Below are 26,684 nucleotides of genomic sequence, written 5' to 3'. Positions count from 1 at the left end.
GACTTTGAGGCCACTTCATAAGAAAATGCTGCCAATACGAGAATTGGCACTAGGAGAATCGCTAAGAATGCAGTAATTAATTTCTTCGACATTGTAAAGTGCTTAAAAAAGTTGATTTTTTTCATGACTCTACTCCTTTTGAATTATGATTTGTGGTCTTTCCCTTCTATTCTTAGGTAATACGAATTATTTTTCAAGACTCAATGTTCTTAAATTAATCAAAATGAGTAAATTCACCTATTTCTTTTGATTTATTTAATGAAAAAAGAGCCCTCTAGCTGAAGGGCTCTTTTCATTATGTCTATTCGACTTTAAATTTGCTGATCAAATCACGCAATTCTTCTGCCATTGATGAGAGCGTAGCAGAGGATGAGCTGATTTCTTCCATTGATGCCAGCTGTTCTTCCGCTGAAGCCGCAATGTCTTGAATGTTTGCGGAGCTTTCACGTGAGACGTCTGCAATCTCACGGACAGCCTCTGACACATGGGCAGAGCCATTTGAAAGCTGGATAACCGTTTGATTCATCGTTTGAAGCTGGTCAGAAATTTCTTTTGTCATTTCGAAAATATTATGGAAGCTGGCTCTTGTTTGTTCAGTGAAGCTTAAGCCTGATTGAACTTCTCGATTCACCGCAGTGAATACTTCCTGTGATACATCGATGTCTTGAACGATCTCTTTAATCAAATTCTCGATTTCTTTCGCCGAATTGGCTGATTGAACAGCCAGTTTTCTTACTTCTTCTGCTACAACAGAGAAGCCTCTGCCAGATTCCCCAGCTCTTGCTGCTTCGATTGCTGCATTTAGCGCAAGTAAATTCGTTTGGTCAGCGATTCCATTGATGACACCTAGAATTTGTGTAATGTCTTTTGATTTACTTTCAAGAGCGCTGATGACATTCTCTGCTTTTTTCACGGATTGATCAATGACATTCATTTGAGAAGCGGTTTTTTCCACAAGCTGTCCGCCTTCCCCTGCGATATCTGTTGATTTGATCGATGAAGCAGTAATGGATTCAGCCGACTCATTCATGTGCTGAAGGCCTCGGTTCATTTCTTCTAACTCGTCTGAGCTGGATTCGACTTTGTCATTTTGACTTTCATTTCCATTGGAGAATTGTTCAATGGCTAGTGTAATATGCTCTGTTGCTTTACTTGTTTGACCTGCGCTGGCGGTCAGTTCTTCTGATGAAGAAGCGACATTTTCGACTGAGGTTTGGACGGCACCAATGAGGGTTCTTAATGAGTCAATCATTGTATTAAAGCCTTTCCCAACTTGGCCAATTTCGTCATCTGATTGAATCTCAAGCTTATCGCGCAAATCACCTTCGCTGACTTTTTTCGAGAAGCGGGCAAGGTTGGATAATCTTTTAGATATAGAGCGGACGATAAAGAAGATGAGGGTACCTGCTACGATAAGTGTCACACTGAACACAATAATGGCTGTATTGAAAACGGGCTTTGCTGCCTCTTCTACTTCTGATACGAGCATCGTTCCACCGATTTTCCAGCCGGTTAATTCATTGGTCACATACGCAACCTTTTTATCTATCCCTTTGAGTGTGTAGCTGCCGCTTCCTTCTTTGTTTTTAAAAATAATATTTGCCAGATTCTCATTGACCTGACTTCCTGGCTTTTGGGTCGGATCTGCTAAAACTGTTTTATCTCTCTCCATGATGAAGGCATAGCCTTTTTGCCCAATTTTGATTTCTTTTAACTTTTGCAGCAGGGTGTCAATTTCCATATCAAGTCCAATAACACCTGAACCATCTTTCATTTTTTGAGTAATGGTGATGACCATTTTGCCTGTGGAGGCTGCTACATATGGTTTTGTGATGACTTGTTTGCCGTTTTCTGCATTGAGCGCTTCTTGATACCATGGACGCTCTCTTGGATCGTAGCCATCAGGCATCTTTTGAACAGGATATTGCATAAACAATCCCTTTTCGGAACCTGCATAGATAGCAGAAACATCTTTTTCATTAATTTTTCCAAATTGCTGCAATTCTTTAATGGTCGCATTTCTATTTTTTTCTTGAAGATTAGACGCTTTGAGTGAGTCTGTAAACAGGGTCACAGCATCTGCTTTGTTTCCTATATTCTCATTGATTAAGGTATCAAATGCATTGACTTGACTCATCGCACTGCCCATAATCTGTTTGTCTAGCTCTGTCTTTGATGTAAAAAATGCACTAATTGTCAGTGCAGTGGTTGGCAGGATAAGGACTACCAAAAAGGCAATAATTAATTTTTTTGAAATGGATGGTTTTTTTAACCATTGGATCATTTTCCCCATTTTCTCTTTCCCCCTTTACTTCTCTAAAGTTATTATCGGATGAAAGGTTTATTTTTACAGGCTGAAAACGATGTTTAAACATAAAAAAAATACCCAGACAATTCTGGGTATTTTTTCATCATTTTTTAATCAATTTTAAATTGACTTGTGAGCTCTTTTAGTTCCTCTGCCATGTTAGCAAGTGTCACAGAAGAAGATGAGATTTCTTCCATAGAGGCCAGCTGCTCTTCAGCAGAAGCCGCAATGTCCTGAATGTTTGCCGCACTTTCTCTAGAGACTTGGCGCATCTCCTGCATAGCTTGTGAGACAAGCTTTGAACCGCTCGATAGATCAATCGCTGTATCGTTTAATTGAGTCAGTTTTTTCGACATTCCTTCTGCCGCCTCATAAATGTTCTGGAAGCTTTCTTTTGCTTCTTCTGTCATACCGAGTCCTGCATGTACTTCTCGATTGACCGTTTTGAACATATCTTGAGATTTAGCAATTTCTAACACAATTTCTTGAATGAGCTTTTCAATTTCTTTCGCTGAATCTGCGGATTGGACAGCTAGTTTTCTCACTTCTTCTGCAACGACGGAGAAGCCGCGTCCTGATTCACCTGCTCTTGCTGCTTCGATGGCTGCATTTAGCGCAAGTAAATTCGTTTGATCTGCAATGCCGTTAATAACATTTAAAATGCTCGTAATATCTTTAGACTTGTATTCTAATTGTTTCATGACTTGTTCTGCTTCTTGTACAGATGTATCAATATGTTTCATTTGGCTCGCTGTGCTTTCAACAATTCGGCCGCCTTGACCAGCCGCCTCTGTCGATTGAAGTGAGACAGCAGCCACTTCTGATGACGTATGTGACATGTCTTGTAATCCTTCATTCATTGCCACAAGCTGGTTCGTACTAGATTCGACTTTCTCGTTTTGTGCTTCATTTCCATTTGAAAATTGTTCAATCGACATCGTGATATGCTCGGTTGCTTGACTTGTTTGGCTGGCACTTGCCGTCAGCTCCTCGGAAGCGGAAGCCACATTGTCGACAGATTGCTGTACCGCTCGAATGACGTCACGGAGGGATTCACTCATTTTGCTAAAGCTTCTTGTCAGCTCTCCTATTTCATCCTTCGATTTGGTTTCAAGGGTTTCGGTTAAATCCCCTTCACTCACTTTGTTTGAGAAATCAACAAGCTTTCGAAGTCCAATTGTGATGGATCGAACGATAAAGAAGATCGCAACGCCGCCAAGGATAAATGAAGAAATTAAAAGAATAATGGCAGAATTCCAAACTGGCTGTGCTGCTTCTTCTGTTTCTGATACAAACATCGTTCCAGCAATTTTCCAACCTGTTAAATCATTTGTCACAAAAACAAGACGCTTTTGTTCTCCTTTATTCTCATAAGTTGACGTTCCTTCTTTTCCGCTGTAAAGGATAGATGAAATATTTTCAGTGACCTTAGATCCTGACTTTTCTTCTGGATGAGCCACAATTTGTTTATTTTTATTCGCAATAATTGGATATCCTTGTCGTCCAATTTTAATCTCTTTTATTTTATCGACAATGTCTTGCACATCAATGTCAATTCCGATCGCTCCCGACCCGTCCTTCAGACGCTGGGCAATCGTGACAACCATGCCGTTTGTTGTGGCCGAGATGTACGGATTGGTAACAACTGGATTACCACTCTCATCCTGCATAGCTAGTTGATACCAATCACGCGTTGTTGGATCATAGCCTTTTGGCATGTCTACTTTAGGAAACTGAATGAAATCACGCTTTTTACTTGCTGCATAAAAGCCAACCACATCATCTTCATTGATTTTACTGTATATCTCGAAATGCTCATACAGTTCGTCCTGGTTGTTCTTCTTAAAGTCTGCAGCAGTAGATGTTTCAGTAAAGAGTTTTACTGCGTTTTCCTTATTGATAAGCTTTTGCTGAATCATGTCATTCAGTTCATTGACTCTTGTGTTTGCTCCGTACATGATTTCATGATCTAATTCTTCTTTGGCAATCTGATATGAAATCGTACTGAGTGTAATAATTGGCAAGACAAGAACGAGCGTGAATGAAATAATCAGTCTCTTAGAAATCGATGGTTTTTTCAACCATTTTATTGCATTTTTCATGTTTTTCCTCCTTTTAAACGATATGTTATATATCGGACATCTTCATATTATTTTCATGTTTTTCAAATAAAAAGGATGCCTTTTTGTTTATTTTCACAAATTGATTCCTTGCCCAAGCACCCTGCATACGCTAATACAAAAGGGGGCGCTTTTCATATGATTATCCTTTCAGGAAAGCCAGTGACAAATGAGCAGCTGGCTTCATTTCAGCTAGAGGGACAAAAGCGGATCATTTTGATGCAGTTACAAGCCTCAAATGATACGTTCCGCTACAGGCAAGCATCTGATTTGTTATTTGAGGTCACATTGAGATCGAACATTATGAATGCTGCAAGAGATTTGCATAAAAGTGGTGCCTCATTTGCCATCTTCCAAAAATCTCGTGCAAATGATGCCTTTTGGCGTGTATCGGAAGCAGGAGCACTAGAGCTGCGCTATCAAGTGGAACCATCTAGAGGAATTAAAGACATTTTTGAAAACGGCTCACAATATGCATTTGAATGTGCCACCGCCATTGTGATCGTGTTTTATATGGGGGTCTTGCAAACGGTAGGAGACGAGAAGTTTAACCGAAGGCTTCGCAGCTTAACCCTGTATGACTGGCATTATGATACATTGTCGATTTATACAGAACGCGGGAATGACTTTATCTATGGGGATTGCTTATATTTTGAAAATCCAGAGTTTAGCTATCAGCAGTCACAGTGGCGCGGGGAAAATGTGATTTACTTAGGAGAAGATCAATATTACGGACATGGACTTGGGATTTTAACAGCAGCAGAAATTATCGACAAATTGAATAAGAGAAGGCGGCCAGGTGCTGTTCAATCTGCTTATCTATTGCCGCAGACCACCCGGATGGATGTGATTTATCTCAGGCAAATGTTTGGCAGCTAAAAAAAGCCTCTTGTCTATTGGTTATGACAAGGGGCTTTTGTATGCCTTGCGTTTACGATAATCTTGCAGCGTGCCAAGCATCGTGTTCACAAGGATCTCCATTTTTTCTAAGTCTTTTCTTGTGACCGGCGGATCGTGCCGGCTCCATTTTACGTAACGAACAAAATAGTAATGACGAATGGGCGTAAGGACGGCAGAAGAGTACGGAAATTCATCAAACCAAAATTCAATTTGTCCTTTTTTTCGGTATAAATGCTTTAAGATGTCCATCCTTTCACACCACCCAACATGAATTTATATGTGCATCAGTTCATGCATGATCTCCTCAACGGTTAAAATCGAGTGAATACGGCTAACGCCCTGTCCTGCCCAAAGAGCCATTTGATCAGGGTTTCCTGCAGCCGCGGCTGCTTTTCGCATCGGTGTCGTCCATACATGCTGAACCGGATAAGGAAGAACCCTATCTTCATTCTGTCTTTCTTCCTCCATCCACTGATTCACAATACCTCTTGCTCTTTTCCCAGAAAAAAGCCTCGTGATCTTTGTTTCACTGCTTTCTGCCTGTAAAATCGCCTTTTTGTATACGTCTGCCGCAGCACTTTCCTGGCTGGCTAAAAATCGTGTGCCGATTTGAACCGCATCCGCTCCAAGCGCTAGAGCGGCTTTCACACCTGCTCGTTCTGTGATCCCGCCTGCGGCGATCAATGGCACATGACAGAGCGGCTTGACGTCAGAGATCAGACTAAAGAGTCCCACCAGGGCATCTCCTTTTGCAGGTAAAAAGGTACCTCGGTGACCCCCTGCTTCACTTCCTTGCAGAACAATGGCATCCATCCCTTTTTCCTCTAAAAGCAGTGCTTCCTCTTTTGTTGTGGCGGTTCCAATTAAAAAGACCCCCTTTTGTTTTAAGCGATGAATCGTTTGTTCATTTGGACAAGCGAAGGTAAAGGAAACGACTGGTACGTCTTCTTCCTGAATAATGTTGATTTTCTGTTCAAAATCATCCCACAATTCCTCTTGGCTCGGCAGCCTATCAGCGGCTGGTCGTGCAGGCAGTCTCTTCTCCCAAAATACCACATCCTCTTTTTTGACTTCAGGAATTGGCTCTGGTACAAATACATTGACCTGAAACAGGCGAGTTGTCAGCTGTTTGACCTGTCTGATCTGCTGCCTCAAATTGTCAGGCTGCACATATCCACTTGCCAAACTGCCAAGTCCCCCGTACTGTGAAACAGCGGCTGCCAGCTGCGATGTCACGGCTCCTCCTGCCATTGGCGCTTGAATAATTCCATATTTGATTTGCAGTAATTTCGTGATATCTCCCATTTATTTCCCCCATCTCTTATTCGTTTGAAGACACCTGTATATAAAAATGGCGATGTCTCGGCCCGTCAAACTCACAGAAATAGATTCCCTGCCATGTGCCAAGTACAAGATCACCATGATTGATGAGAACATGCTGCGTAGCACCCATATAGCTCGCTTTCATATGTGCGGCTGTATTTCCTTCCATATGGCGGTCCTTCGGATGTTCCCACGGAAAGACTTCGTCAAGCCGGCGGAGCATATCTCGTTTCACATCTGGGTCCGCATTTTCATTAATGGTCATCCCTGCTGTCGTGTGAGGACAGTAGATAATGACGGTTCCGTTTTGAATACCTGTTTCCTTGACATATTGATGGATCTCGTTCGTCACGTCGATCATCTCATCGCGTCTGTCTGTTTGTACATTGATTTTTTTCATATGAGCGGCTCCTTTTTGTCATTTCTATAAAACCATACCCTTTTTATGTGAAATAAATCACTGCTTATCGGCAGAAGGCATTCTCTTACCTAAAGTTTACCAACTAAAAAAACCTCGTCAAGTGTTACGAGGTTTTTAGAAAAAGTGAACCTTTTTGATTTCAATGGTCCGAATATGATGGTCTTCTGCATCTATGATGGTAAATTCACAGCCTTCTGCTTCAATCGTATCTCCAATCTCAAAATCAAATTTATGTGTCATCATCCAGCCAGCAATTGTATCAACATCATCATTCTCAATGGCTAAATCCAATAAATCATTTACTTCATCAATCAAGGCTTTCCCATCCATTACATAGTGGAAGTCACCTTTTTTGACGATATGAGGTGTTTCATCTTGATCATATTCATCCCGAATTTCGCCCACGATTTCTTCTAAAATGTCCTCTACTGTGACAAGTCCGGCTGTTCCTCCATATTCGTCTACGAGCACTGACATATGAATTCGTTCCTTTTGCATCAAAATGAGCAATTCTTGAACAGGAGTACTTTCAATCACCCGAATCACCGGACGCATTAAGTCTTCAATCGTCACATCTTGATTCAGGAAGCTCGCCTTAAACACATCTTTGCTATTGATGACACCAATCACATGATCTTTGTCTTCTTTAATAACAGGGTAGCGTGTGTATCTTTCGTTCAGCATATAATGCGTCATGTCTTCAAGCGTCTGTTCAACCTCTATGGCTGAAATTTCTGTACGAGGGATCATGATCTCTCTCGCCACCCGGTTATCAAATTCAAAAATTTTATTCACATATTTGTACTCAGATTGGTTAATTTCGCCCTTCTCATAGCTTTCAGATAAAATGAGACGCAATTCTTCCTCACTGATCGCCACTTCATGTTCTTTGACAGAATGAAAACCGAATAATTTCACAATGCCTCGTGCCGCCCCATTTAATGCTTTAATAAACGGGTACATGACTTTATAGAAAAAGATGAGTGGCTTTGCTGTCACAAGGCTGACGGCCTCTGCCTTTTGAATGGCAATCGTTTTAGGCGCCAGTTCTCCCACAACGACATGTAAAAACGTAATGATCACAAATGCGATGATAAACGATAGGATGTCGGTTAATGCGGAATGAAGCCCTAATTCCTCAAACAGCGGATGCAGAAAATGCTCCACCGTCGGCTCGCCCAGCCACCCTAAGCCTAAAGCGGTGATGGTAATTCCGAGTTGACAGGCGGATAAATATTCGTCGAGATTTGATATGAGCTTTTGTACGTGGATGGCTCTCTTATCACCGCTTTCAATCAGCTGATTGATTTTAGAGCCTCTAATTTTCACAATCGCAAATTCAGTGACAACAAAAAATGCTGTCGCAGCAATGAGTAATATGACTAAAAATACGTTTAAAATATACAAAAAAACCCTTACCTAACAATGGTAAGGGCTCACCTCCTCTGGCATCAATTAATCATTACGGCCATTTAGGAAGATCATTACAAAACGGAGCAATTCAAACAAGGAAACAAGGGCCGCTGCGACGTACGTAAGAGCTGCAGCATTTAACACCTTGTTCACGCCTCTTTCTTCACTGCTTCTAATGATTCCTTCTGAAACAATGATATCTTTTGCACGAGAACTTGCATTAAACTCGACAGGCAATGTCACAAGCTGAAAAAACACAGCCGCTGAGAACAAAATGATCCCAAGCCCGATTAAGTTAAGGCTGCCAAGCAAGATTCCTCCAAGGAAAAGAAGCGGGGCAACACCAGATGCAAAGTTCACGACAGGAAAGATCTTATGTCTCAAAACAAGCGCACCATAGGATTCCTGATGCTGCAAGGCATGTCCAACCTCGTGTGATGCGACTGAAATGGCCGATATGGAATGGCCGTAGTACACAGGTTCAGATAAGCGAACCACACGCTGCGTAGGGTCGTAATGATCAGTCAAAGTTCCTCTTACCGGTTCAACAGGCACGTCGTATAACCCGTTGCGATCTAAAATATATCGAGCGGTTTCCGCACCTGTTTTCATACTGGATGCTTCAACCTTTGAATACTTTTCAAAATTATTCTTTACTTTAAATTGTGCCCAAAATGACAATCCCAATGCGGCAAATGTTAAAAAATAAAAAAACAGCATGCTCATCAGCTTCCTTTTTATTTTATATATTTATTTACAATTTTAATGACTTTTATGTAACGTGTACAGAAAAAAGCACTAGGTCTTTTTAAGGGGAACAACTGCGCCAATAAAAAAGAAGAACACACCTAAGCATGCTGTATAAAAGGTCACCGTTCCGTATAGGTCTTGAAAAAAGTGCAGCCAAGAAAAATCACTCATAAAATGATTCACAGCATTTAAGTCAAACACGAGCAAGATCACAGCTGATGATAAAAAGTGCGCACCGATAAAAAGAAGTACGGTCTTTTGAACGAACGACATTCGCATTCCCTCCTTCTTCTCTCTTATTTTAAGATATGGGATCTGTTTCAATACATGACGAAGATGAAAAAATGTTCCTCAATCGGGCATACTGACATTAGCAGTCTCCTGAAAGGAAGAGTCCGATGAAATCAAATCGTATCTTTATCGCTTGGCTAAGGTGGCCACTCTATCTTCGAATTGCCATCATCATCTGTTTCTTGCTTCTTTTTTTTGGACAATTAATCGTTTTGCTTGAACCGAAGCAGTATCATACGATCTTTGATGGGATCTGGTGGGCGCTCATTACAGTCTCTACGGTAGGCTATGGTGATTTTGTGCCGCAAACCATGCCTGGACAAGTAGCGGGTATGGCTCTGATTTTGATCGGCGCAAGCTTTGTCACAGCTTATTTCGCCACGCTTGCCGCCGCTGTGTTCAGCAAGCAGCACCATTATGTAGAAGGAAAGGTCGCCTTTAAAGGGAAAGGACATCTCATTATCGTCGGCTGGAATGAGAAAACGAACAAACTGCTTCAGTCGTTTCAAACAATTGATCCAACTATGCCGATTGTGCTGATTGATGACTCCTTGAAGGAAGGGCCACTTTTAGAGAATGTTCATTTTATTAAAGGGCATGGCACCGAAGATGTCACACTTCGCAAAGCCAATATTACCGGTGCAGATGCACTGATGATTACCGCAGATCAGCACGAAAATGAAGTGACAGCTGATATGCAGAGTGTTTTAACATTACTTGCAGCAAAAGGATTAAACCCTTCGCTATACTGTTTAATTGAAATCTTAACAGATCGTTACGTAAAAAATGCCGAGCGTGCTGGAGCCAATCAAGTCATTCATACCTCTGACGCAGTCAATCATTTAATGGTCGAACATTTTCTTCTAAAGGAACAGTTCAAAGCCTTAAAGAAAAAAAGACATATGACCTTGCATAAACACGTCACCATCATACCGGTTCCAGCTTCGTTAGCCGGAGAAACATTCTTAACAGTGCTCCATCACTTTTTAGAGCATCATGTGATCATTGTCGGTGTACAAAAAAAAGAAGGACCCATGATGAATCCTCCCTTTGGATATGAGCTTCATCCAGAGGATGAACTGATCAGCCTTTAAAGCAGTGCGTCTTCTAATTCCTTGACGAGTGAAAAGCCAATCTCAGTATAAGCTTTTGATACATCTCCATCTTTCTCTTTTGGTTCTTGGAATTGATTAAAGGATGCCCCCACATTTCCAACCATCGCATGATCATCTAACTTATCTTGATATACATGCTTTAAGAGAAATGGATCTCCCATTTTCACCACAACGCCTGGCTGATCCAGCTGGCCTTTTTCGGCTGTAAAAGGAACTCTGAGAAAAGTATAGCCATCACGGTTATCAATTTTATAATCAAAGTACCCGTGATCATAATCCCAGTTGCCATTAATGACATAACCGAGCGGCTTCATGGTCTCTTCTAAATGGTAAAGTGAAAAGCTTTCACCAGGCAGCCTGGATGGTACATGAATCATACGAAACCCTCCTTTTTGTATAATAGGGTTCGTTAAAGAGAGGAATTCATACATTGCCCCTCGTGATTTGTACATTGTTTGTAAAAGCAGCATCAAATAAGCTTTGATTGGATAATTGATTCGTCTCGTTCACACTGCCAGCACATTCAGTATCTTTGACAGCACTCATAGAACAAATACGTCCGACATTGCCAAAGTTGACGATTGCATGACCAGAAATATCGTGAATGTAAATATGATTCGTTCTCATGTTTCACTCTCCTCTACTCATTATTCTATGTACAGAGCATGAGGAAGCTTGCACAGGAACCATGAGAAAACAAAAAAGGCACACCCCTTATCAAAAGGTGTGCTTTTTCATTCTTACGATTGTTTTAGACGGCTTTCAAGCTCGGCTTTTTTCTCTTCGAAGCCTGGTTTTCCTAATAAAGCAAACATATTCACTTTATAAGCTTCTACTCCAGGCTGGTCGAATGGATTGACGCCTAGTAGATATCCAGACATCGCACATGCTTTCTCAAAGAAGTAAACGAGGTATCCGAATGTATAAGCATCCATCTCAGGAATTGTGACGATAAGATTCGGTACTTTTCCATCTGTATGAGCAAGCATCGTTCCTTCAAATGCTTTTTTATTAACGAAATCAACCGTTTTTCCTGCTAGATAGTTCAAGCCATCAAGGTCTTGTTCTTCTGCTTCAATGACAAGCTCATGGCGAGGTTTGTCTACATTGACGATTGTTTCAAACAAGTCTCTTCTTCCTTCTTGAACATATTGACCAAGTGAATGAAGATCTGTTGAGAAGTTCGCAGATGAAGGATAAATTCCTTTTTCATCTTTTCCTTCACTTTCACCGAATAATTGCTTCCACCATTCTGCAAAGTATTGCAGGCCTGGCTCATAGTTAATCAGCATTTCAATCGTTCTGCCTTTATTGTAAAGGACATTACGGACGACAGCATATTGGTATGCCGCATTCTCAGAAAGCTCAGATGAAGCGAAGTCTTCGCTTGCTTTTGCCGCGCCTTCCATCATCTGATCAATGTCTGCACCGCTCACAGCGATTGGCAATAGACCAACTGCTGTTAATACAGAATAGCGTCCACCTACATCATCAGGGATGATAAATGATTCGTAGCCTTCTTCAGTTGCTAATGTTTTCAGTGCACCGCGTGCCTTGTCAGTTGTCGCATAAATACGTTTTTTCGCTTCTTCAGCACCGTATTTTTCAATGAGGAGCTTTTTAAAGATGCGGAACGCAATCGCTGGCTCTGTTGTTGTTCCAGATTTTGAAATGACGTTAATAGAGAAATCTGCATCTTCCAATAGATCCATCACATCTGTTAAATAAGAAGAACTGATGTTGTTTCCAATAAAGATGATTTGCGGCGTCTTGCGTTTGCCTTTTGGCAGCGTGTTATAGAAAGAGTGGTTCAAAAATTCAATCGCCGCACGTGCGCCGAGATAAGAGCCGCCGATTCCGACAACAAGCAAGACATCAGAGTCAGACTTAATTTTATCTGCACTTTTTTTAATGCGGGCAAATTCTTCGCGATCATATTGCTTCGGTAAGTCAACCCAGCCTAAATAATCATTGCCTGCACCCGTTTGTTCATGAATATTATGATGGGCCACCTTCACAAAATCTTTTAAATATGTAAGCTCATGTTCTTGAAAGAAAGGTAACGCTTTCGAGTAGTCAAATTGAATATGTGTCATCGCTTGTAAGCCCTCCATTACGTTAGTTCTGTCCCTTTCACTTTAGCGGAACTAGCTATTGAAATCAAGTGATCGTCACTGGCATAGCAAAAAGCCGTTTCTCTCTATGAGAAACGGCAAGCAGGATTATAAAGAAGCTTTCAAAATAGAAAGAATGTCATCACGACCAAGTTTCATAAAGTTACCAAAACCACCGTATTCCATTTCTTTCGCCGCAATGTCGGCAATTTTGTCCAGCTGATCTTCACCAATGTCATAATCCGCTAAACGACTTGGTGCACCGAGGCTTGTCCAGAAGGCTGACAGCTTGTCGATGCCTTCTAATGCGATATCACGATCTGATTTTCCTTCTGTCTCGATGTCAAACATGTTCAGCATGAGGTTTTTAAAGCGTTCCACATTGTGATCGAGTGTATGACGCATCCAATTTGGGAAGAGGATGGCAAGTCCGCCTGCATGCGGAATGTCATAGACAGCCGATACCGCATGCTCAATCGTATGGGACGCCCAGTCTCCAAAGTAGCCCATTTGCAGCGTGCCATTTAAAGCGATCGTTCCTGCATAAAGGATCGTTTCACGGTGCTCATAGTTTTGTAAGTCTTCAAGCAGTTTTGGTGCTGTCTCGATGACTGTTTGAAGAACAGCAAAACACATTCGATCCTGTAGCGGCGTGTTTTTTACATTATGGAAGTATTGCTCGAAGACGTGGCTCATCATATCGACCATGCCGTACACCGTCTGGTTTTCTGGCACAGAATATGTATGCTCAGGGTCTAGAATGGAAAAAGCAGGATGAGTGACTGAACTGCCCCACACATATTTTTCATTTGTTTCCCAGTTTGTGATGACAGAGTCTGGATTCATTTCTGAACCGGTTGCTGCAAGTGTCAGTACTGTGCCAAATGGCAATGCTTTTTGAGCGGTTGTTTTCTTAGAGATAATGTCCCACACATCTCCGTCATACTCTGCTCCGGCTGCAATCGCTTTTGTACAGTCAATCACACTGCCGCCGCCAACAGCTAATAAGAAATCAATTTTTTCATTTTGGCAGATGTCGATTCCCTTTTCCACTGTGGTAAGGCGCGGGTTTGGTTCAACACCTGACAGCTCAAATACTTCAGCTTCTGCTTCATTTAACGCGCTGATCACATTGTCATAAAGACCATTTTTCTTAATGCTGCCTCCACCATATACAAGTAACACTCGTTTTCCATAACGAGCGAGTTCGCTCTTTAGTCCTTCTAGTTGTCCTTTTCCAAACATTAATTTCGTTGGATTATAGTAAATAAAATTTTCCATCTGTTAATACATCTCCTTACAGCGTATATATCCAAAAACATGAAAGACTACTTTAACATATGTACACGTCGAACTCAAAAAAAAATAACTGCTCGAAAGCAGCTATCTTTTGGTTGTTCGATTATAAAGAAGCATTCAAAATGGCTAGAACATCTTCTTTGTTTAGCTTTTTAAATTGACCAAATTCACCGCGTGCCATTGCACGGTCTGCAATTAAATCAATTTTCTCATCGTTGATATCATAGTCCGCTAAACGGCTTGGTGCACCAAGACTTGTCCAGAAAGCTGACAATTTGTCGATTCCTTCTAAGCCCACTTCTTCGTCTGTTTTGCCCGCAGGGTCCACATCGAATACACGTACCGCTAATTGTTTAAAGCGGCCTGGGTTTTCCTGAATGACATGCTTCATCCAGTTCGGGAACAAGATCGCAAGTCCGCCGGCATGAGGGATATCATAAACAGCAGATACCGCATGCTCAATGTTATGAGAAGCCCAATCACCGCGTGCCCCCATTGACAGCATACCATTGAGCGCAATGGTGCCAGTGAATAAGATGGTTTCACGCAGCTCATAGTTCTCTAGATCGTTGATCAGCTTCGGTGCTGTTTCAATGACCGTACGAAGAAGCCCTTCACACATACGGTCTTGATAAGGTGTATTTTCCGTGTGATGGAAATATTGCTCTAACACATGTGACATCATGTCAACCATGCCATAAATCGTATGGTTTTTTGGCACAGTGAATGTGTTCACTGGATCAAGAATAGAGAATTTAGGGAAGACTGCTGGACTTCCCCAGCCATATTTCTCATTTGTTTCCCAGTTTGTGATCACTGATCCAGAGTTCATTTCAGAACCTGTTGCAGCAAGTGTTAACACAGTACCGAACGGAATAGCTTCCATTGGGACATGCTTACGCGTCACGATATCCCAAGCATCTCCATCGTACTTCGCTCCAGCTGCGATCGCTTTCGTTGCATCAATGACACTGCCGCCGCCGACTGCCAAAATAAAATCAACGTTGTTCTCTTTGCAAAGCTCAACCCCTTTTCTTACTGTTGTTAAGCGCGGGTTTGGCTCAACACCAGCAAGTTCAGTGATTGCAGCTCCTGATTCTTTTAGGATGCTGACAACTTGGTCATAAAGGCCGTTTCGTTTAATACTGCCTCCACCATATACAAGTAATACGTTTTTTCCGTAGTGTTTGAGTTCATCTGAAAGGGCTGATACTTCTCCCTTTCCAAACATTAATTTCGTTGGGTTCCAATAAGTAAATCGATCCATTTGATCTCCTCCTCGCGCTACATTATGCGCCTCAATCATTCCAAAAGTAAAGTAATTTGCTTTAATCCATTTTCTTACGCATAGTTTGGCTAAAAATCTGCAAAATATAAATGTATTGATGCTGTAGCGAAAGGAGGAATCACGATGAGTGCTATTCAGCGTATTGCCCTCGTGCTCACGATTATCGGTGCTATTAACTGGGGACTAATCGGCTTTTTTCAATTTGACTTAGTAGCAGCGATCTTTGGCGGACAAGGCTCTGCATTATCACGTATTATTTATGGTCTTGTTGGAATTGCAGGTCTTGTTAACCTTGGTCTATTGTTCAAGCCAAGCGAAGAAGCTGTTCGCCGTGACGAGCCAAATCCAGAGGTTCGCTAAACAAAAAGACATAAAAAAGGCCGCCTATACGAGGCAGCCTAAGGCACCGTTTGAAGCGGTGCTTTTTTTATTTCTTGATAAGATCTTTACGGTTAGATTGCTCAATCCACTCTTCAAGTTTATCTTTAAGTGTATTGAAACCTTGTGGTGCAGCAGCTTCTTCTTTCACTTGCTGTGGTCTTTGTTTCTTTGGTTTGCTTTCTTTTCTTTCAGGTGCATCTTGTGTAGCACGGATAGAAAGGCTGATTTTACCTGCTTTTTCATCAACAGAAAGAACTTTTACTTGTACTTCGTCTCCAATTGAAAGGTGCTCGTTGATGTCTTTTACAAAGCCATGTGTTACTTCAGAAATATGCACAAGTCCTTGAGTTTCTTCATCTAATGCAACAAACGCACCATACGCTTGTAATCCTGTTACTTTACCAGTGTAAACACTGCCTACTTCAAACTTTGTCGCCATGATAACAACTCCTAAATAAATGTTTTAATATTCGTTTATACGCAATTAAAAACTATATCATAGAACGGTCAGTTACGCAAAATATTTTTTAATTGGGTTTAGATCAGTTCAAAAGGGGGAATACCTGAAAACAAGAATGCTTTCTAGTATTCCCCCCTAATTTGAGAGGCATGAGTCCTAATGGATTGATGCCTTTTTTTATTTTATGATGACAGGTGCTACTTCTTTCACTTGTCGTTCCTGCAAAAAGCGCTGGATTCTTGAAAGTGATTCCTGAAGATGGTCAAGAGACGAAGCATATGAACAGCGAATATGACCTTCACCACTCGGCCCGAAGACATTACCAGGGACAACGGCTACTTTTTCACTCAGGAGCAGCTCCTCGGCAAATTGTTCTGACGTCATGCCAGTCGTTTTAATGGACGGGAAAGCGTAAAATGCGCCGTTTGGCTGGTGGCATGTCAGCCCCAGTTCATTCAAGGAGCCGACAAACAAATTACGGCGCCTTCTGTAGCTTTTCTTCATTTTCTCTACATCTTCAAGTCCATTTTTCAAAGCTTCTTCTGCTGCATATTGTGCCATAGCGGGCGCACACATCATAGAATATTGGTGTATTTTCAGCATAGCATCGCGCAGTACAGGTGGTGCTGCCACATATCCTAAGCGCCAGCCTGTCATGGCAAACCCTTTTGAAAAGCCTGAAATCAGGATCGTTCTTTCCTTCATATCTTGAATTGCCGCCACGCTTGTAAAAGCTTCATCGTACGTCAGCTCTGCGTAAATCTCATCCGTGATAATGAGAAGGTCATGCTCTTTTGCAAATTGAGCAATATCTTCAAGCTCTTCCTTTGAATAGACAGAGCCAGTTGGATTTGATGGTGAGCAGAGCAGGATCGCTTTTGTCTTAGGCGTCAGCTTCGTGCGCAGATCCGCCGAGTCTGCTTTGAAATCTTTTTCAGCCGAGGTACTTAAATAAACAGGTACTCCGCCTGCAAGTGTCGTAAGGGCCCCATATGCTACGAAACAAGGCTCTGGAATGATCACTTCATCCCCGCTGTTTAAAATCGCACGAAAGGCCAAATCAAGTGCCTGGCTTCCGCCAACTGTGATAATAAGTTCTTCTTCAGGACTGTAGTCAATGTGAAACCGCTTATATAAATAGTGGCTCAGTTCTTTTCGCAAAGATAACAACCCTGCGTTCGCCGTATAAGAAGTAAGCCCTTGTTCTAATGACATAATACTTGCTTCTCTGACATTCCAAGCTGTCACGAAATCTGGCTCGCCGACACCGAGGGAAATGACCCCTTCCATTGTGGCTGCCAAATCAAAGAATTTCCGAATACCTGACGGCTGAATGCTTTGTACCGTTTCAGATAAATAAGACTTTTTCATTTAAGGTGACACCACGATTCTTTTGTCATCGTCTCCTGTTTCAAACACTTTCCCATCATGTTTATATCTCTTTAAAATAAAGTGGGTAGTTGTTGAAACCACGGAATCAAGTGTCGATAATTTTTCAGACACGAAGCGGGCAATATCAGACATAGATCTTCCGCGGATCACAACAGATAGATCATAAACACCTGACATGAGATAGACAGACTCCACTTCCTGAAAGCGATAAATACGTTCAGCAATTTCATCAAATCCGACGCCTCTTTTTGGTGTCACTTTGACATCAATCATTGCTGTGACGCCTTCGTGACCATCTACTTTACGCCAGTCAATCATGGTTGAATAATCAATAATGACTTTTTGATCTTCTAGTTTTTGAATAATCGCTTCTGCTTCTTCTGTTGTCACGCCTGCCATTTTTGCAATTGTATTTAAATCGGCGCGGCTGTTTTCATCTAAAATCTCTAATATTTCAGTTTCTTTTTCTGTTAGTTTCATTTGATTTCACACCTCAGATTGTAAAAAGCTAGTTTTAAAAAATCTTCTGAACATTATAGCACGTTTTTCCCATTATGCTAAGCAGGGAAAAGATGCTAACCATAGCTTAAAATCCACTTTTTAGGGTACAATACAGTCACCTAACAGAGAGAGTATCAAGTATCGGAGTGATGAGTGTGGACTTTGTTCAGCCAGCTTATATGAAAAGTAAATTCGGTTTAGATATCTATTATGAGCACTATCCAAATAAGGGGAAGAAAACATTGATCTTAATTCACGGACTCTTCTCTTCTACCTTCAGCTACCGAAAGCTCATCCCGCTTCTGAAACAAGACTTCAATTTAATTGCAATCGATCTGCCGCCATTTGGACAGTCCGAGAAGTCGAATACGTTTATTTACAGCTATCGCAACATGGGAAAGATCATTATTGAGCTAGCTGGTTACTTGCAGATTCAGCATGCGATCCTAGTGGGTCATTCGATGGGCGGCCAAATTGCTTTATACGCTGCATCTGAACGGCCAGACCTATTTGAAAAGGCGGTACTTTTGTGCAGCTCAGGGTATTTAAATAAATCAAAGAGATCGCTTGTTTACAGCACATATATTCCTTATTTTTATCTCTATCTCAAAAGAAAGCTCTTGAAGCAAGGCATAATGAAAAATTTAACCGCTGTTGTACATGATCATTCCATTATTGATCAAGAGATGGTGGACGGATATTTAAAGCCTTTTTCTGATGATCAAATTTTCCGAGGAATTTTCCGCTTGATTCGGCACCGGGAAGGCGATTTGACCTCGGATGTCCTAAAGAAAATGGAGACACCAGTGCTGCTCATTTGGGGTGAGGAAGATCGGATCGTTCCCATTCAAATAGGAGAAAGACTGCACAAGGATCTGCCAAACTCGACCTTGCATGCATTAAAAAAAACCGGGCACCTCGTTCCTGAGGAAAATCCGGTCTTTGTGTCTGATCAAATCGGACATTTCAGCCTGTCTTAGCGTGTGCAGGAGCTGCTGTCTCGTATGACGAAAAGCTGATTCGCTATATGTTGACAGCTTTCGAAAGGCAGGAGCTGCTCAAATGAGTGATGATAAATGGCTTGAATGTCTTTTGCTAAAGATAAAGAGTCTTCTGCGTCGTATAATGCACTGATGACGTCAGCAGGCTCCGTTTCATAAAAGTCCTCTCCATATTGAAAAGGGTCCCATGTCTTAATAAGTTGAATCATCTCTTCTACAGCTTGACTATCTTTCATCGGTATCACCGCTTATAATAAATTTTGTGATGTTTATTTTAGCACAACCAACAATGGTTGAAAAACGGCTAGAGGTGGGTTTCATGAATTTCGACGAACAGATCATACGTAAAGGTTCAAAATCAGTGAAATGGGACCAAGCAGAGTCTTTGTTCCTGACAACAGATGCACTGCCGATGTGGGTGGCAGATATGGATTTTAAAGCGCCGCAGGTCGTCCTTGATGCATTGAAAGAGCGATTGAATCATGGCGTATTTGGCTATGCCTTTCAAGACCAGGATACGCAGCAGGCAGTAGCCGAATGGCTCAAAAGAAGACACGGGTGGTCGATTCAGACAGAAGCCGTCACCTTCACACCAGGGATTGTCACGGCACTTAGTTTTGCTGTCCAAGCCTTTACAGCACCGAATGACGAAGTGGTCATACAGTCACCAGTGTATACGCCTTTTTATCAAATGATTGAGCGAAATGGACGTACAGTCTCAACCAACCCTTTAAAAATAGAAAACAACCGCTATCTTATGGATTTTGATGATTTAGAGAAAAAACTGAGCAGACCAGAAGCGAAGCTCATGTTCCTTTGTCATCCGCATAATCCGTCCGGAAGAGCGTGGTCAAAAGAGGAATTAAAACGAGTAGGAGACTTATGTGTCAAGCATGGTGTCACAGTCGTTTCAGATGAGATTCATTCTGATTTGATGCTATACGGAAAGCCGCATGTGCCATTTGCTAGTCTTTCTGACGACATAGCACATATCACAGTGACGTGTATTGCACCAAGTAAAACATTTAATTTAGCTGGCCTCCAAGCATCTGCCATTATCATTTCCGATGAAGAAAAAAGAACCCTTTTCACCAATGAATTGCAAAGAAACGGACTAGCCAAACTGAATGCATTTGCGATTCCTGCGATGGAAGCAGCATACCGCCACGGGGATGAGTGGCTCGATGCACTTGTTCTTTATCTCGAAAACAATATAAAAATGGCGATGGACTATATTGACGAACACCTTCCAAATATGCGTTATATGAAACCAGATGCTTCTTATTTATTGTGGCTGGACATTCGGGATTATCAATTCAGTCAAGCGGAATTGAAACGGAATCTGCTGAAAAAGGGCAAAGTGATCCTAGAGCTTGGTCACGTGTACGGACACGAAGGAGACGGCTTTATTCGGATGAATCTAGGCTGTCCTGCTTCAACAGTCAAAGAAGGATTGAAACGCCTTCATCAAGCGTTCACGCAATCAGTCACATAAGCTCTATACGATCGAAAGAACATCCTAACGGGTGTTCTTTTTAAAGAAAAAAACCCTCCTTTTATCATATCTACTTTGTACATGAGATGATATAATGAGAGGAATTACAATTATTTACGAGGAGAGCATTTAAATGGAAATGTTCAAGGATTTTCTGCTCCATGTATCTTTTATTCTATTTCCAATCTTTTTATATCATGCGCTATGGCTAAGCCGGACCCCTGCTCATTTCCCAAAAACGAATAAACTGCTCATCACAGTATTCGCATCCATCTCTTCAGCACTATGTATTATATATCCAGTTGGTTCGATTTTAGATTTGCAGACTGGGCTTCAATCCATCCCTCTTGTACTTGCCATTTTATACGGAGGGTACACTGCTGGGATCATCGCCATCTTGATAAGTTCCATGGTCAAATTCGTGATGTATGGCTCCTTCTTATGGGTTGGACTCATTGTTGTTCCGATTTACTTTTTCATCCCATTTCTGTTCTACCGGAAATGGCGTCAATATTCGAAGCTGAAAAAGCTGATGTATGGAGTGCTTATCGGTTTATCCAAAGGATTCTTTATTTACTTTGGACTGTTTGCGGTCAGCTTAATGGAATACAGCCCAGCCTTTATTATGCAGCAAAAGTTACTTGAGTTATTTTTCTCAACCCTTTACTACATATTCTTTCTTGTGCTAAGTATCTATTCCATTGAATTCGTCAAAGAAAATGCGCAAATGAGAACACAGCTCGTCCAGTCAGAAAAGCTGACCATTGTAAGTGAACTCGCTGCAAGCGTTGCCCATGAAGTACGCAATCCGCTGACAGTGGTGAGAGGCTTTATCCAATTGCTCTTTTCTAGTGACAATACAAAAGAGCCGTCAACCAATAAAGATTATAAAAATCTCGTTCTGTCAGAGTTAGACCGGGCGCAGGATATTATCACGAGTTATCTTGACATTGCGAAACAAAACTATTATCAAATTGAATCTCTCAATCTATCTAAGTTACTAGAGGAATGTGCATCACTGATGACATCCTATGCCAATTTCAAATCAGTCACGATTCATCAATCCATTGAACCAGACTTATACATTCAAGGTGATGAAACGAAGATCAAGCAAGTCATGATTAATTTAATCAAAAATGCGATTGAAGCAGCCCCAGAACACGAAGGGGAAATTGAACTTTTTGCTTCAAAAGAAAATCATAAAATATGCCTTTGTTTCGTGGATAACGGTGTAGGAATGACAGAAAGCCAAATGAAAAAGCTTGGCGAACCATATTACACCCTGAAAAATAAAGGGACTGGACTTGGCCTGACAGTGACATTTTCTATCATTGAAAATCACCATGGAACCATTCGTTTCAAAAGCTCGCTGCAGTCTGGTACAACCGTCACCGTGAAGTTTCCTGAAGATACAAGAAAAAAATGATCAATCCATTTTTTTTGTCCTTTTTTCATCTATCCGCTCCTGCTTCTTAGACGCACGAACGATCAGACGAAAGCAAATAAAAGCAGCAATGAAGAAAATCACCGTGGTGATTGCCGCTGGGATGTACTCCCTTTTATCTTCAGGAAAATACATTAGAAAGAGTGCGATGAACGACAGCATTCGCCATTCCCCCTTTTGCTCGTTTACTTCACTATATTGGCTAAAAGAAATGAAATACCTTCCTGCGAGAAGGAAATGGAGGAATTTCACATGACAGACATTCAAATTGGACAAGTTGTGAAAGGATTTTACAAAACAGGTGTTTACGTTGGGGAAGTGACAGCAGTGAAACCATCGACCTATCTCGTTCAAGTAAAAGCCGTTCTGACACATCCCACTCAAGGCGACCTGCATCACCCAAAAGAAGCAGACGTGCCTTTTTTCCAAGAGAGACGGGCTTTGGCCTATCGTGAACAGACGAATATCCCTCATCATATGGTGAAGCCTTATGATGGCGGTATACCAGATTATCAAGTATCACTAAAAGAAGCTGTAGATAAATTAAAACAAACGCTCCATGCGGATGATTCCAAATGGGCTGAAAAATCAAGAGCGTGCCTATCTTCTCTCGAAAAAGATTATTTTCCAGAAGACGCCCGCTAATCAGCCGAATCAAAAAAGTGTGAGAAATCGATCAGCTCACCAATTTTGGTTGTTTGCGGATTTTCCACATAAGCTCTGTCTTTTTCAAAAAGGGTTAGCAGCTGATAAGTCGTCATAGCATCATCAAGTGCTTTATGATGCTTACCAGCTCCTTCACTGCCGTATTCCTTTGCCGCTTTGCGAAGCCCTGTCAGTGTACGATCACCAAAAAAGGTTTTATACTCAAAGGCAAGGTCCCTCAGCTTCCCCTTAAAAGGAAAGGCAATGTGATTCAGCATACAGTTTTGCTTCAGCACCTTCATGTCCATATTGCCCCATGTAATAATCTCACAATCCTCTCCCCCATCAAGCGACACGAGCTTCTCGATAAACGCCTCAAAGGAAATTCCGCTCTCTACATCCTGCTGCGTAATGCCGAGGAACGATTTACAGCGCTTCGTCAGCTTCGGGAACTTTTTCGGTTTGACGTAGCTAGAGAACGTGTCTATAATCGTTTCACTTGCCGCTTTCACTACCCCAGCTTCAATAATTTCAGGAAAAAAATTTTGTGGATGATACTTTCCATCAGGCATCGTAAATTCAAAATCGACCACAAGCACCGCCTTCTGTTCCACCGGTCTCACCTCACTTTCTCGTCAGTTTTTCATCCTGATATCATTATATTAAGACGGACCTTGAAATCACTTCATTTTCTTGAAAATAATGCAGATTCACTATGCCCAACCTATCATCAGATGAAAGATCGTTTATTTTCCTTTATAATTATTAAGGAACACGAAATAAATAAAGAAGGTGGTCTCTATCACAAACAGGAAGAAAAACTTGTACATCATGTGGTTTGTGAACTTTTTTGTATCTGCCAGCATTACAATGATCGTCCCTTTTTTATCACTTTACATAGAATCTCTTGATAGCAGCTATTCAAATGAATTTGTCCAAAGGTGGAGCGGCTATGTCTTTGGGGTCACGTTTTTAACGGCCTTTCTGATTTCTCCGATTTGGGGACGGATTGGTGACCGTCATGGCTATAAAAAGATTTTGCTCATTAACGGAATTGGGATTGCAACAAGTATTCTATTAATGGGGCTTGTGCAAACCGTTTATCAGCTATTCGCACTGCGGCTCTTCATGGGGCTTGTCACAGGCTTTATCTCGACTTCAATGGCACTGATCTCTGCACAGACGGAAAAGGCAACTGCAGGTAAAACCCTTGGAACGATGCAGATGAGTAATGTCGCCGGGGGGTTGTTTGGTCCATTAATGGGCGGCTTCATGGCAGACAGCGTCGGATTTATTTATACGTTTTTCCTCACAGCGACTGTCATTTATGTGTCAGCTATTGTGATTATTTTCGGAGTGAAAGAACAGCCCATCCGTTCAAAAGAAGCAAAGCGCGTTTCTTACTCACGGAAGGATGTGCTCGTTCATATTTTCAAACAGCCTTTGCTTGTGGTCACGATGCTTTTAACGTTTATTACACAAGTAGGGAACTTTAGCATTCAGCCACTTTTGGCTTTATACATTCATGATTTACACGGTCCTGTTAATCTCGCATTTTATGCGGGTCTTGCGTTCTCTGCAACTGGACTTGGCAATCTGCTCTTTACACGAAAATGGGGAGATCTCGGAGATCGAATTGGTCACGACAAGGTGCTGCTTGCCCTTCTCATCCTCTCCTCTATTTTATTCATCCCGCAAGCGATGGCGGATTCCTATGTGATGTTAGTACTTTTCCGTTTTCTATATGGGATGGCACTTGGCGGGATTATTCCGTGTACGACGGCGTATATTCGGATCAAAGCACCTGCCTCTATGCAAGGGGAAGTGCTCGGATACAATGTCAGCTTCCGCTTTCTTGGGAATGTCGTCGGTCCGGTGATTGGCGGCATTGTGGCGAGTCATTACGGGATTCCAGCTGTCTTTTATGTCACCGCCGGAATTTTTCTGTTTGGCGCGTTATTTTTATGGGCGGTCCGCTCGCATGCGAAGACAAAAGAAAGGAGTGTCTGATCCAGCATCAGGTACTCTTTTTTCTTGTGTAGAAGCCTTATTCACTAGACTTCAAGCCCATTCTTTTCTAAAAATAACCTTCTCGTATTCGCAAAAGAATGGTACGATATGGCTAGAAAATTGAAGAAAGTGAGTGACCTCATGTTTCGTGCAATCATTGGTTGGTTATTACTTGCTGCCCTCATTCCATTATTTGTTCTGACTTTTTATCTATCAAAGGAAGAAGCTGCAAGTGTCAAGCCTGTTAACGAAGTGCTTGATCAAAAAATCAAGCTGGAAAAGATAGATTTTTCCCAAAACAGTTATATGTATGATCGGGATGGTTCTCTCATCTCCGAGATCGTATCAAACGATGAAAACCGAGTGTTCGTGACGTATGATAAAATTCCTGATTCTGTGAAGGAGCTGTTCCTCCGCTCAGAGGACCGGAACTTTTATGACCATAAAGGCATTGACTTTATGGGGGTTGTTCGTGCCCTTGCCTCAAATGTCAAAAACCATGGCATCAGCCAAGGAGCGAGTACGATCACACAGCAATTATCCCGTAACTTATATTTAAGCCATGAACGTTCGTTCACCCGAAAGTTTACAGAGCTTCTCTATTCCTATGAATTAGAGCGGAAATTCTCGAAAGATGAAATTCTCGAAAGCTATTTAAATACGATTTATTTCAGTAATGGTGTTTACGGTGTCGGTTCTGCGGCTAATTACTATTTTGATAAGCCGCTTAGTTCTTTAACGCTTGCACAGATGGCATTTATCTCTGCGATTCCAAACAACCCAACACTGTATGACCCATTGAAACAATTCAAGCACACGAAGAAACGCCAAGAACGACTGCTTGGTATTTTAAAGAAAGACGGTGTCATCACCAAAAAGCAATACAAAAAAGCCGTCAAAGAAAAAATCAGCCTGTCCTTAAGTGAAAAGAAAAACCTTTACCCTGACTATGTGACATATACCAATGAGGAATTCACCGATCTTGTGTCAGATCAGGAAGGCTTTACAAACCGCTTGAAGAAAGCCAAAACAGATGGAGCAAAAAAAGCCATTCAAAAAGAATTATCTGAAAAAGTTAGTGCCCTGCTTCAGGATGGTATCAAAATTTATACGGCACTTGATCCTTCCTTACAGCAACGAGCCGTCTATCAGCTCAATGCGCAACTCCCTTACCAAGGTGTAGAAGGCGGATCAGCGGTCATTAATCATGAAACGCATCAAATTGTCGCACTTGCTGGCGGAAAAAACTATAAGAAGTTTGATTTCAACTACGCCTATCAAGCGCAAAGACAGCCTGGTTCTGCAATTAAGCCGCTTTTAGACTATGGTCCTTACATCGACCAAACCGGTGCAACAGCTTCAAGCAAAATCAGTGCCGGCAAGTTTTGCAGCAGCGGATACTGTCCGCAGAACTATAATCATAAAACGTATGGAACTGTCACACTTGAAACAGCCTTTAAGAACTCTTACAATACACCTGCGATCCGAATGCTGGATACAGTCGGTGTCAAAAAAGGCTTCAGCTATTTAGAGAAATTCTCATTCGAACATATCGTAGCGGATGATTATCGCCTTCCTTCTGCACTTGGCGGATTTACGAAGGGGTTCTCGCCGCTAGAAATAACAGATGCGTATACCGTCTTTGGCAATCAAGGCAGTTACACACAAAGTCATTCGATCACAAAGGTAACAGACTTAAACGGTAAGACCCTTTACAAGTGGAAAGAGTCACCGAAGCAAGTGTATTCTCAGCGTACAAATGACACAATGCGTAAACTGCTTGCCTCCGTTGTAAAAAGCGGAACAGGGAAAAAAGCGAATTTCAGTTCCCCTTACATTGGTGGTAAAACAGGGACATCCAATGACTACAAAGACATTTGGTTTGTTGGACTGACAGATCAATATACAATGGGTGTATGGGTTGGAAGAGATAGAGGAACGGTTGAATCGATTTACAGCTCCAGCCCGCACTTACGTATTTGGAAAAATACGATGCAATACGCCAGATAAACA

Annotated in this window: 28 protein-coding genes and 2 pseudogenes; 9 read left to right on the top strand and 21 right to left on the bottom strand. The window is 41.7% G+C overall.

Annotated features, from left to right (window positions below; genetic code table 11):
- Positions 1–301 precede the first annotated feature (301 nt).
- The 4 genes and pseudogenes from ACSSTM_RS16125 to ACSSTM_RS16110 form a co-directional block, all read right to left on the bottom strand.
- Positions 302–1,252 carry a methyl-accepting chemotaxis protein gene (locus ACSSTM_RS16125; RefSeq protein ID WP_370876320.1) on the bottom strand — a complete coding sequence of 317 codons (951 nt, stop codon included), beginning with the start codon at positions 1,250–1,252 and terminating at the stop codon, positions 302–304.
- Positions 1,247–2,137: pseudogene (locus ACSSTM_RS16120) on the bottom strand (HAMP domain-containing protein); the annotation flags it as partial. The gene ACSSTM_RS16125 and the pseudogene ACSSTM_RS16120, both read right to left, overlap by 6 nt.
- A 281-nt stretch (positions 2,138–2,418) precedes the next feature.
- On the bottom strand, positions 2,419–3,246 hold the full coding sequence (locus ACSSTM_RS16115; protein WP_407060619.1) for a methyl-accepting chemotaxis protein: 828 nt from the start codon (positions 3,244–3,246) through the stop codon (positions 2,419–2,421).
- Positions 3,247–3,360: 114 nt separating this feature from the next.
- Positions 3,361–4,227 (bottom strand): annotated as a pseudogene (locus tag ACSSTM_RS16110) (cache domain-containing protein); the annotation flags it as partial.
- A gap of 339 nt (positions 4,228–4,566) precedes the next feature.
- Between ACSSTM_RS16110 and ACSSTM_RS16105 the strand changes: the two are divergent.
- Positions 4,567–5,307 (top strand): protein-glutamine gamma-glutamyltransferase, encoded by a 741-nt coding sequence (locus ACSSTM_RS16105; protein WP_034659769.1) that lies wholly within the window; start codon positions 4,567–4,569, stop codon positions 5,305–5,307.
- Positions 5,308–5,328: 21 nt separating this feature from the next.
- On the opposite strand, the gene ACSSTM_RS16100 is transcribed toward ACSSTM_RS16105, so the two are convergent.
- From ACSSTM_RS16100 to ACSSTM_RS16075, 6 genes are all read right to left on the bottom strand, one after another.
- Entirely contained in the window at positions 5,329–5,577 is a 249-nt protein-coding gene (locus ACSSTM_RS16100; RefSeq protein WP_420735015.1) for a hypothetical protein, read from the bottom strand.
- Between the two features lie 24 nt (positions 5,578–5,601).
- Complete coding sequence (locus ACSSTM_RS16095; protein WP_420735016.1) at positions 5,602–6,633, bottom strand: nitronate monooxygenase; 1,032 nt, start codon at positions 6,631–6,633, stop codon at positions 5,602–5,604.
- Between the two features lie 16 nt (positions 6,634–6,649).
- Positions 6,650–7,051, bottom strand: a complete 402-nt coding sequence (locus tag ACSSTM_RS16090) for a secondary thiamine-phosphate synthase enzyme YjbQ (protein ID WP_034659774.1) — start codon at positions 7,049–7,051, stop codon at positions 6,650–6,652.
- Positions 7,052–7,186: 135 nt separating this feature from the next.
- On the bottom strand, positions 7,187–8,479 hold the full coding sequence (locus ACSSTM_RS16085; protein ID WP_034659775.1) for a hemolysin family protein: 1,293 nt from the start codon (positions 8,477–8,479) through the stop codon (positions 7,187–7,189).
- Between the two features lie 48 nt (positions 8,480–8,527).
- Positions 8,528–9,202: a zinc metallopeptidase gene (locus ACSSTM_RS16080; RefSeq protein WP_034660681.1), complete on the bottom strand. Its 675-nt coding sequence runs from the start codon at positions 9,200–9,202 to the stop codon at positions 8,528–8,530.
- 81 nt (positions 9,203–9,283) lie between these two features.
- Positions 9,284–9,508 (bottom strand): hypothetical protein, encoded by a 225-nt coding sequence (locus ACSSTM_RS16075; protein ID WP_095285849.1) that lies wholly within the window; start codon positions 9,506–9,508, stop codon positions 9,284–9,286.
- 125 nt (positions 9,509–9,633) lie between these two features.
- On the opposite strand from ACSSTM_RS16075, the gene ACSSTM_RS16070 reads away from it, so the two are divergent.
- On the top strand, positions 9,634–10,620 hold the full coding sequence (locus tag ACSSTM_RS16070) for a potassium channel family protein (protein WP_095285848.1): 987 nt from the start codon (positions 9,634–9,636) through the stop codon (positions 10,618–10,620).
- On the opposite strand, the gene ACSSTM_RS16065 is transcribed toward ACSSTM_RS16070, so the two are convergent.
- From ACSSTM_RS16065 to ACSSTM_RS16045, 5 genes are all read right to left on the bottom strand, one after another.
- Positions 10,617–11,018: a YugN-like family protein gene (locus ACSSTM_RS16065; protein WP_034659780.1), complete on the bottom strand. Its 402-nt coding sequence runs from the start codon at positions 11,016–11,018 to the stop codon at positions 10,617–10,619. The two genes, ACSSTM_RS16070 and ACSSTM_RS16065, sit on opposite strands and share 4 nt — an antisense overlap.
- A gap of 46 nt (positions 11,019–11,064) precedes the next feature.
- Entirely contained in the window at positions 11,065–11,268 is a 204-nt protein-coding gene (locus ACSSTM_RS16060; RefSeq protein WP_252067801.1) for a hypothetical protein, read from the bottom strand.
- Between the two features lie 113 nt (positions 11,269–11,381).
- Positions 11,382–12,737, bottom strand: coding sequence for a glucose-6-phosphate isomerase (locus ACSSTM_RS16055; protein WP_034659781.1), 1,356 nt, complete (start codon positions 12,735–12,737; stop codon positions 11,382–11,384).
- Between the two features lie 126 nt (positions 12,738–12,863).
- The gene (locus ACSSTM_RS16050; RefSeq protein ID WP_034659782.1) at positions 12,864–14,036 is read right to left on the bottom strand and encodes an iron-containing alcohol dehydrogenase; all 1,173 of its coding nucleotides are present in this window, start codon (positions 14,034–14,036) and stop codon (positions 12,864–12,866) included.
- A 121-nt stretch (positions 14,037–14,157) separates the two neighbouring features.
- Entirely contained in the window at positions 14,158–15,321 is a 1,164-nt protein-coding gene (locus tag ACSSTM_RS16045) for an iron-containing alcohol dehydrogenase (RefSeq protein ID WP_420735018.1), read from the bottom strand.
- 144 nt (positions 15,322–15,465) lie between these two features.
- On the opposite strand from ACSSTM_RS16045, the gene ACSSTM_RS16040 reads away from it, so the two are divergent.
- A complete protein-coding gene (locus ACSSTM_RS16040; protein WP_003212952.1) occupies positions 15,466–15,702 on the top strand; it encodes a DUF378 domain-containing protein in 237 nt (78 codons plus the stop codon).
- Between the two features lie 67 nt (positions 15,703–15,769).
- Here ACSSTM_RS16040 and yugI read toward each other — a convergent pair whose 3' ends face one another.
- The 3 genes from yugI to ACSSTM_RS16025 form a co-directional block, all read right to left on the bottom strand.
- Entirely contained in the window at positions 15,770–16,162 is a 393-nt protein-coding gene (yugI, locus tag ACSSTM_RS16035; protein ID WP_034659784.1) for a S1 domain-containing post-transcriptional regulator GSP13, read from the bottom strand.
- Between the two features lie 198 nt (positions 16,163–16,360).
- A complete protein-coding gene (locus ACSSTM_RS16030; RefSeq protein ID WP_420735019.1) occupies positions 16,361–17,554 on the bottom strand; it encodes an aminotransferase in 1,194 nt (397 codons plus the stop codon).
- Positions 17,555–18,055: an Lrp/AsnC family transcriptional regulator gene (locus ACSSTM_RS16025; RefSeq protein ID WP_003213765.1), complete on the bottom strand. Its 501-nt coding sequence runs from the start codon at positions 18,053–18,055 to the stop codon at positions 17,555–17,557.
- A gap of 176 nt (positions 18,056–18,231) precedes the next feature.
- Here ACSSTM_RS16025 and ACSSTM_RS16020 point away from each other — a divergent pair, with 176 nt between their 5' ends.
- Positions 18,232–19,056 carry an alpha/beta fold hydrolase gene (locus ACSSTM_RS16020; protein WP_034659788.1) on the top strand — a complete coding sequence of 275 codons (825 nt, stop codon included), beginning with the start codon at positions 18,232–18,234 and terminating at the stop codon, positions 19,054–19,056.
- Here the strand turns inward: ACSSTM_RS16020 and ACSSTM_RS16015 are convergent.
- Entirely contained in the window at positions 19,053–19,313 is a 261-nt protein-coding gene (locus tag ACSSTM_RS16015) for a YugE family protein (protein WP_268496142.1), read from the bottom strand. The genes ACSSTM_RS16020 and ACSSTM_RS16015 overlap by 4 nt on opposite strands.
- Before the next feature lie 83 nt (positions 19,314–19,396).
- Here ACSSTM_RS16015 and ACSSTM_RS16010 point away from each other — a divergent pair, with 83 nt between their 5' ends.
- Together ACSSTM_RS16010 and ACSSTM_RS16005 are read left to right on the top strand one after the other, a co-directional pair.
- Positions 19,397–20,572 (top strand): MalY/PatB family protein, encoded by a 1,176-nt coding sequence (locus tag ACSSTM_RS16010; RefSeq protein WP_268496143.1) that lies wholly within the window; start codon positions 19,397–19,399, stop codon positions 20,570–20,572.
- A gap of 133 nt (positions 20,573–20,705) precedes the next feature.
- Positions 20,706–21,998: an ATP-binding protein gene (locus ACSSTM_RS16005; protein ID WP_420735020.1), complete on the top strand. Its 1,293-nt coding sequence runs from the start codon at positions 20,706–20,708 to the stop codon at positions 21,996–21,998.
- Here ACSSTM_RS16005 and ACSSTM_RS16000 read toward each other — a convergent pair whose 3' ends face one another.
- On the bottom strand, positions 21,999–22,178 hold the full coding sequence (locus ACSSTM_RS16000; RefSeq protein ID WP_106038230.1) for a hypothetical protein: 180 nt from the start codon (positions 22,176–22,178) through the stop codon (positions 21,999–22,001).
- A gap of 90 nt (positions 22,179–22,268) precedes the next feature.
- On the opposite strand from ACSSTM_RS16000, the gene ACSSTM_RS15995 reads away from it, so the two are divergent.
- On the top strand, positions 22,269–22,661 hold the full coding sequence (locus ACSSTM_RS15995; RefSeq protein WP_034659797.1) for a kinase-associated lipoprotein B: 393 nt from the start codon (positions 22,269–22,271) through the stop codon (positions 22,659–22,661).
- Here ACSSTM_RS15995 and kapD read toward each other — a convergent pair.
- A complete protein-coding gene (gene kapD, locus ACSSTM_RS15990; RefSeq protein WP_095285843.1) occupies positions 22,658–23,275 on the bottom strand; it encodes a 3'-5' exonuclease KapD in 618 nt (205 codons plus the stop codon). The genes ACSSTM_RS15995 and kapD overlap by 4 nt on opposite strands.
- 217 nt (positions 23,276–23,492) lie before the next feature.
- On the opposite strand from kapD, the gene ACSSTM_RS15985 reads away from it, so the two are divergent.
- Positions 23,493–24,671, top strand: coding sequence for an MFS transporter (locus tag ACSSTM_RS15985; protein WP_249114944.1), 1,179 nt, complete (start codon positions 23,493–23,495; stop codon positions 24,669–24,671).
- Between the two features lie 108 nt (positions 24,672–24,779).
- Positions 24,780–26,681: a transglycosylase domain-containing protein gene (locus ACSSTM_RS15980; protein ID WP_095285842.1), complete on the top strand. Its 1,902-nt coding sequence runs from the start codon at positions 24,780–24,782 to the stop codon at positions 26,679–26,681.
- The last annotated feature ends 3 nt before the right edge of the window (positions 26,682–26,684 follow it).

The sequence above is a fragment of the Bacillus sp. RK1064 genome, assembly GCF_051488405.1.
Lineage (GTDB): Bacteria > Bacillota > Bacilli > Bacillales > Bacillaceae > Bacillus.
Note: the sequence above shows the minus strand (reverse complement) of the source record. Positions and strands in the feature narration are given on the sequence as shown.